Source organism: Bacillus sp. SA1-12, from assembly GCF_000981385.1.
GTDB lineage: Bacteria > Bacillota > Bacilli > Bacillales > Bacillaceae > Metabacillus.
Genome location: NZ_LATZ01000136.1, coordinates 23,402 through 29,907 on the forward strand (window position 1 = coordinate 23,402; position 6,506 = coordinate 29,907).

General features: G+C 37.1%; 8 protein-coding genes. 7 read left to right on the top strand and 1 reads right to left on the bottom strand.

Going from position 1 to position 6,506, the window contains the following annotated elements; all coding sequences use genetic code 11:
• Positions 1-3: 3 nt before the first annotated feature.
• Positions 4-600: a TetR/AcrR family transcriptional regulator gene (locus WQ54_RS31285; protein ID WP_046590826.1), complete on the bottom strand. Its 597-nt coding sequence runs from the start codon at positions 598-600 to the stop codon at positions 4-6.
• A gap of 179 nt (positions 601-779) precedes the next feature.
• Here WQ54_RS31285 and WQ54_RS31290 point away from each other — a divergent pair, with 179 nt between their 5' ends.
• The 7 genes from WQ54_RS31290 (at position 780) to WQ54_RS31320 (ending at position 5,791) form a co-directional block, all read left to right on the top strand.
• Positions 780-1,190 carry a VOC family protein gene (locus tag WQ54_RS31290; protein ID WP_046590828.1) on the top strand — a complete coding sequence of 137 codons (411 nt, stop codon included), beginning with the start codon at positions 780-782 and terminating at the stop codon, positions 1,188-1,190.
• Between the two features lie 102 nt (positions 1,191-1,292).
• The gene (locus WQ54_RS31295) at positions 1,293-1,595 is read left to right on the top strand and encodes a VOC family protein (protein ID WP_331435298.1); all 303 of its coding nucleotides are present in this window, start codon (positions 1,293-1,295) and stop codon (positions 1,593-1,595) included.
• A gap of 405 nt (positions 1,596-2,000) precedes the next feature.
• Positions 2,001-2,519 (top strand): DinB family protein, encoded by a 519-nt coding sequence (locus tag WQ54_RS31300; protein ID WP_046590830.1) that lies wholly within the window; start codon positions 2,001-2,003, stop codon positions 2,517-2,519.
• 340 nt (positions 2,520-2,859) lie between these two features.
• The gene (gene bla / locus WQ54_RS31305) at positions 2,860-3,639 is read left to right on the top strand and encodes a subclass B1 metallo-beta-lactamase (RefSeq protein WP_231597725.1); all 780 of its coding nucleotides are present in this window, start codon (positions 2,860-2,862) and stop codon (positions 3,637-3,639) included.
• Between the two features lie 211 nt (positions 3,640-3,850).
• Positions 3,851-4,627 carry a GNAT family N-acetyltransferase gene (locus WQ54_RS31310; protein WP_046590831.1) on the top strand — a complete coding sequence of 259 codons (777 nt, stop codon included), beginning with the start codon at positions 3,851-3,853 and terminating at the stop codon, positions 4,625-4,627.
• A 41-nt stretch (positions 4,628-4,668) separates the two neighbouring features.
• On the top strand, positions 4,669-5,175 hold the full coding sequence (locus WQ54_RS31315; RefSeq protein WP_156178290.1) for a GNAT family N-acetyltransferase: 507 nt from the start codon (positions 4,669-4,671) through the stop codon (positions 5,173-5,175).
• A gap of 178 nt (positions 5,176-5,353) precedes the next feature.
• Positions 5,354-5,791 (top strand): hypothetical protein, encoded by a 438-nt coding sequence (locus tag WQ54_RS31320; protein WP_231597727.1) that lies wholly within the window; start codon positions 5,354-5,356, stop codon positions 5,789-5,791.
• The last annotated feature ends 715 nt before the right edge of the window (positions 5,792-6,506 follow it).

Here is a 6,506-nt window from a genome sequence, read left to right on the forward strand (position 1 = left end):
TCCTTATTCCCTCTTGAAAATTCGTTCACTGATCTGGCGAAGAAAGTGCGTCCATTTCTCTTTGAATGCTTCTTCATTCGGATCGTGCCCCGTTATCATCCTAGTAACATCAGGATATAGAAGCGGATAGATCGTTAAACTGGACATCATCAACGTAATGAAGGCCGGATCAAGCTCCTTTGGAACCAAGCCCATTTCCTGTTTCGCTTTCATATCCGCATTATAGGAATGGAGGATCTTCTCGCGCTGTTGTTCTCCTTTTAAGTTATTTGGTCTGTTTTCAACAGCCTCCCAGGCGGTGAACTTCAGAAACTCTAAAAGGTATTCTTGGTTTACATGGTAGCGGAATTCTGCTATTTCCACCGGATTAGCTGGTAAAACAAGATTACCGGATGGCAAAGAGGAGATAAAATCCTCGATCGTTTCATTGATTAATTGTTCTTTTCCTTTGAAATAATGATAGATCAATTGTTTATTAACACCGGCACGCTTAGCAATCGATTCAATTCTTGCACCTGTGTATCCCTTCTCAAAAAATTCTTCTCTTGCTGCTTTCAGGATCGATTTACGAGTCCGTTCTGCGTTGCGAATTTCACCCATTTTTATCACCTTTCAACATAACTACTCTATGTTAATGGTATTTTTTTAGAGCACTTAAGTCAAGTTGAACTGAACAGTCAGTAAAATTCAACTTTACAAGTGGTAAGTAATACATTATGCTGAATTCAAATAACTTACCATTTATAAAGTTATTAAAAATCATATAGGGGTTGAATATAATGGGATTACAGGCGGAAAAAATATTTGTTAACTTACCGGTTAAGGACTTAACAAAAACAAAGGAATTTTTCTCAAAAGTGGGGTTTGAATTTAATCCTCAGTTTACGAATGAATCAGCAGCATGTATGGTGATCAGTGATGATATTTTTGCGATGTTATTAGTTGAAGAGCATTTTAAGTCGTTTACTTCTAAAGAAATAGCCGATTCAACAAAAAGTACGGAAGCGATCGTTGCCTTATCAGCTAATAGCAGAGAGCAAGTGGATGAGATTGTAAATCGAGCTTTAGAAGCAGGTGGCAAGGCTTCATACGAACCGAAGGATCATGGATTTATGTATGGATGGGGTTTTGAGGATCTTGATGGTCATCTTTGGGAGTTTATGTACATGGATCAAAGTCATTTAGAATAGGATGATTGATTCTTAAGCTAACATATATATGAGATTCTTTGTTAGAATGTAAGCGCATAATAAAGCGGGATGGAGATCCTTGAAAAACAATGTAGGACAAATATGCTCAACGTAAATAACCAAAATGAGGCCGTTATATTTTGGACAGAAAAAGTAGGCTTTACTGTAATCACTGAAGAAAAAGGCAAGGAATGCGATGGATTGAAATTGCTCCAACTAAGGATGCGGAAACAAGTAATTATTCTCCATATTAAGGAGGCAATCGCCAAAATGGAGCCTGAACTAAATCTTGGTACACCTTCTTTAATGTTCTTCACTACAGATCTCGATACACTACATAACGACCTATCAAATAAACAAGTGACAGTCGGGGAACTTGTTGATATGGCTTCGACAAGTATTTAACCTTGCTGATGATGAAGAGAATTATTTTGCGTTGATGGAGAGAAAGTAATCCCTTAACTGAGTGGTCTTTGTTCTTTATGGGTACGTTTATTAACCATTATAGGTGCTGTCAACAAGCAAATGCCTGAACTTAAATCACAATCTGTAAGAAATGTTTGGAAAGTAAATGCGCTTTTAAGTGGGGACGAAGCTATTGCCCGTTGGTATAGGAGAAAAAACAATCGTTGTTTAAGTTGAAAAACAGTGAAAAATGACATTCACGGCAGGCGTGTATCTAATTGCACGCCAGTTTTTTATTATGTATGGTATTAAAATGAAGATATGAGGTGGGTTTATTTTATTTAAAAGAAGGAAACATCTATTTTTAATAGAATGCAAGTGCATTAGAAAAGGAGGACGATCTCGTTGGAGAAAAGAACTTTACTGGTATCGCCATTACCGGAATTTGAAGATGAAATTGGCCGATGGTTATGGTGTTTAGAAGATGTTCGACGTACTCTTATTACAGAATTAACTGGAATTAGCCAAAGTATACTCGACACAAAAATAGATGAAAGACAAACGATTGGCTCGCTGTTATATCACATAGCATTCGTAGAGGCAGATTGGTTATATATTGAAGTCCTTGGCGGTGTATGGGATCCCGAAATACGCTCGTTGTTTCCGTTAGAAGTAGGTACTGAAGACGGCTCTTTAACCCATATTGAGGGCCAAAGTCTAGAAGAACATTTTTACCGTCTTAATAAGGTCCGGGAAGTATTTCTTTCCCACTTTCGTTCAATGGACCTAACAGATTGGCGTAAACCGAGATTACTCGAACATTATGACGTCACCCCTGAGTGGGTTGTTTACCATCTGATTGAACATGAATCACATCATAGGGGGCAGATTTTCCATTTGCTTAGGAAATTACGGAATAATTAAGATGCTAAAGAGAGGCAGCTTTTAATCCCTATTGAAATAACGGATCCCTTGACCTTCATTTCCGGCTTAGCTAGCTCCACAGAAATCATTGATGAATGGCTCAGTTTCTAAATGTAAAAGCGTAAACTCTTCTGATGATAAAGATTGCAATCTATTATCAATACTAAAAATGCTAGTTTTGAGTACTTTTTGAGTATTTTATATAAAATTCACCTTGTAAAGAAGGATATCATTCTATAACATCTAAATATTACAGTTGTAAGATTTAGAAAATTGAAATCCAATTTAGAAAGGTGAGATTTCAGATGAAAAAATTTGTAAGGGACGGATAGGGAAAGTTGTGTTTAGTTTGTTGCTGATATTATTGGTTGTGATGACATCGGTTAATGATCAAACGAATGCTCAATCAAAAAAATTATCACCCGCTCAGATTACTAATCATGATAAGTCGATTGTATTAACGAAATTGAATGACAAAGTATGGGCCCATACCTCATACAATGAATGGAACGGCATAACCTCTGACCACAATGGGTTAGTTGTATCTACTTCAAAAGGATTAGTCCTGATTGATACCGCTTGGGGGGACGATCAAAAAACAGAAGAGTTAGAGAAGATGCTCAAAAAACATTTGAAGAAAAAAGTTGTTCTGGCCCTGATTACTCATGCTCATGATGACAGCATCTCAGGCATACGGGCGTTACTGAAGCAGGGGATCGATGTACGCAGTACGCTTTTAACAGCAAAACTAGCTAAAGAATATGGATATCCTTCGCCAAATCCTACACTCGATGCAGACCCGGTGATAAAAGTAGGCGACACAGTCATTGAAGCTTTTTATTCCGGAGAAGGCCATTCACAAGATAACATTACTGTTTGGCTTCCGGAATATAGCTTATTATTTGGCGGATGCTTCATTAAATCATTAAATGCAACAGATTTAGGAAATCTTTCTGATGCAAATGTGGAACAATGGGATGACTCCGTAAAAAGGCTAAGCGAAAAATATCCAGATGTCAAAACAGTTATACCTGGGCATGGGAGCTGGGGAGATAAGCGCTTACTTTTCCATACACTTGATTTGATCAAACAACAAAAAGTGTTTATGGTTACGGACTAATGAGATAAACAAAGTGTTTGAAAAGCTAAACGTCAATCTATACGGAAGTTGAAGTTTTATCTAAGACATAGGATCTATGTGATCATAATAATAGGCAGCTTTCTAAGCTGCCTATTTTCACAGAAACTTTTAGAGGATTTGTAGTGGAAGGATAAGAAGATATACATCATGATTGCCAATGAGATCAGCAGAAAATATGAGGTGTTCAAACATGAGTTTTTCTTTTAAAGAATGTAAACATAGTGATATTGAAAATTTAATCCAGGAGTATGTTGGTACATTAAGTTCTCCTATTGATTCCTTCCTAGAGGAGCATATTCTCAATTCTGTATTTTATACAATCAGTTACAACTCTGAACTTGCAGGGTATTATGCCATTCATCCTAATCAGTGCCTTACACAGTTTTATGTAAAGTTACCATTTTATAAAGAATCCCAAGAACTTTTTAAAAATGTTTTGAGGAATCATTCCATTCAATCAATGATGGTTCCAACATGTGACGAACTTTTTTTAAGTTTGGTAGTAGACCAAGAGTATAAGATTGAAAAACAAGCTTACTTTTTCCAAGATAACAAAGTGGAAATGCCTAAGGGGAAATTATATAAAGGCGGGGAATTCAGAGCTGCCGTTTCCCATGATAGTTCAAAGATAAATGAGATATGTAAGGACTTCATTGATAAGTTGGAGGAGCGAATAGAAAATAGAGAAATATTCACCTTTACCAAAGGAACTATCCTGCTTGGAATAGGGATTGCAGAACGAAGTAAGTTGCTTGATAAATATGCAAGTATAGGCATGTTTACAAATGAACAGTACAGAAAACAAGGAATAGGCAGAACGATCATACATCACTTAAAGGATTGGTGTTATAACCATAATCTACATCCGATTTGTGGATGCTGGTATTATAACACTCTCTCGAAACAAACGTTAGAAAGTGCTGGTATGGTTTCTAAAACAAGATTATTAACGATTAAAATCCTATAGGTTATAAAAGATGACCATCTAATATGAAAGGTGATCGAAATATGAAACTTGAAACGAATCGGCTGTTGCTAAAAACTCTTGATCTTAATCTAATAGAGGCCGCAGCCCAGCGTGATACAAAAGCAATAGAAGCCTTGGGATATAAAACCAATGGCGAGTGGCCGGGCCCTGATTTTTTTGAAGCTTTACCGTACTTTCGGGAGCTTCTGATTAAAAACAATGGTACGAAAGGATTTGATTCGTGGATCATGGTGGCGAAGGACAACCAAGAAATAGTTGGCGGTATTGGCTTTTTAGGCGGGCCAGATCAGGATGGTATGATTGAAATCGGTTTTGCCACTAATAAAAGCTGCCGCCGCAAAGGTTATTGTTTTGAAGCTGCCCAAAAATTAATAACTTGGGCCACGAGTCAAGAGGCAGTTACATGTATCATTGCCAGATGTGAACCTGACAATATCGGTTCTAAAAATGTATTAACGAAATTGGGATTCCAAATTGACAACAGAGATAGAGAATTAATTTATTGGAAATATCGTAAGGTGATGTAATAGTTTGATTTTTAAATGAAATTCGGGATTAAGGACGCAAATATCTCGAAATTTGCTTTGCGTAAGTTGTCTGGCTTTTTGTTGGCAGGACTCGATTTATGAGTAAGATGATCAGCGCTACCTAAGATGCTATAGTCGTTTTTAACTATTTGAATGAACTGTTTATTCTGATGTTGTAATGGATAAAAAAGGTAGAGGAGGAAATAACATAAAAAGCTTATTTTCTAGCGTAAGTATCTTTGTGTTAGCTCTGGTAGGTGGAATGGTATTCGGAATTTCTTCTGCTCAAGCAAGTGTTCCTCAGTATTCTTTTCAAACAGAAGATGGAAAATGGGATGGTGAAATTGGGAACCCTAATATGGGGAGTGACTTAGAGGTACAACTCGTTTCCCCGATCTATTTAAAGACCTCTTCAGGAAGTAAGCTATTGACTAATTACAGTAACATATGGGCTCGTCTCTGCAATGCTAGTACAGGAAAGTGCACAGGTTATCATAGCTTAGCAGGTGGAAAGACTTTGTTCACAGACATGAAAATAGGCAAATTTTATGTTGATGTGAAAGATGGATATTCTTCTGGAACTGTATATGGAAAACTACAAGTTGTTTTCAAATGATTTGGATTACTTGCTACTCATTTTTAATGGGTAGCTTTTTGTTTAGTTAAAAATCCTATTGTCCCAATAAAGGATTTTTTCTTGTTCAACAAACAGGCGCTATCCTTGAATGCAGGGCAGTGTTCTTTTACACTTATGGTCCAGATTGTTGTGCGAAATGTTTCTAGCTTAAATTGGGAATGGTCACATTACCCAAGTAAAGGTTAGACAGTTCCTTCCGGAACTGAAGGATTATATCGAAGAATCAAATGGTGGGGTAACGCCCTGAAGGGTTCTCTCTTAGTCGAATAGCACTTGAATTAGTAAGAATAATAGTGTTATAAGCTCGGCGAAAAGGCGTGAGAATTTACCGTAACAGTTCGGCTGACGAAAGCCTACCCGAGGGGGTGGTGTAAATCATGATGCTTGAGTTGAATGAATATGGTGAGAATGCAAAAGAACCTAAAGTAAAAAGGTTAAGCTGACGAACTTCTGAATGTACGGGTCTAGACTGGCAATACATAGAAATGTGTATATCACCTAATGTGAGGTTAGCAGTGGATGAGTAAGAATGACAATTATGAAAGTCCATGATGTGTTACAGGCATAAGAACGGCTAACAGGCTTACAGGAAGCACCTAAGTTCATTCTATAATAGATATAATTCAACGTTGTAAGCTGATAACGTGGAGGACTTACTTTCTATGAAGCGTTGATAAGGAAAGCAATAATGAGA

Excerpts from the sequence above, each read along its gene's own strand:
- WQ54_RS31285 (WP_046590826.1), bottom strand. The coding sequence starts at position 600 with ATGGGTGAAATTCGCAACGCAGAACGGACTCGTAAATCGATCCTGAAA.
- WQ54_RS31290 (WP_046590828.1), top strand. The coding sequence starts at position 780 with ATGGGATTACAGGCGGAAAAAATATTTGTTAACTTACCGGTTAAGGAC.
- WQ54_RS31295 (WP_331435298.1), top strand. The coding sequence starts at position 1,293 with ATGCTCAACGTAAATAACCAAAATGAGGCCGTTATATTTTGGACAGAA.
- WQ54_RS31310 (WP_046590831.1), top strand. The coding sequence starts at position 3,851 with ATGAGTTTTTCTTTTAAAGAATGTAAACATAGTGATATTGAAAATTTA.
- WQ54_RS31315 (WP_156178290.1), top strand. The coding sequence starts at position 4,669 with ATGAAACTTGAAACGAATCGGCTGTTGCTAAAAACTCTTGATCTTAAT.
- WQ54_RS31320 (WP_231597727.1), top strand. The coding sequence starts at position 5,354 with ATGGATAAAAAAGGTAGAGGAGGAAATAACATAAAAAGCTTATTTTCT.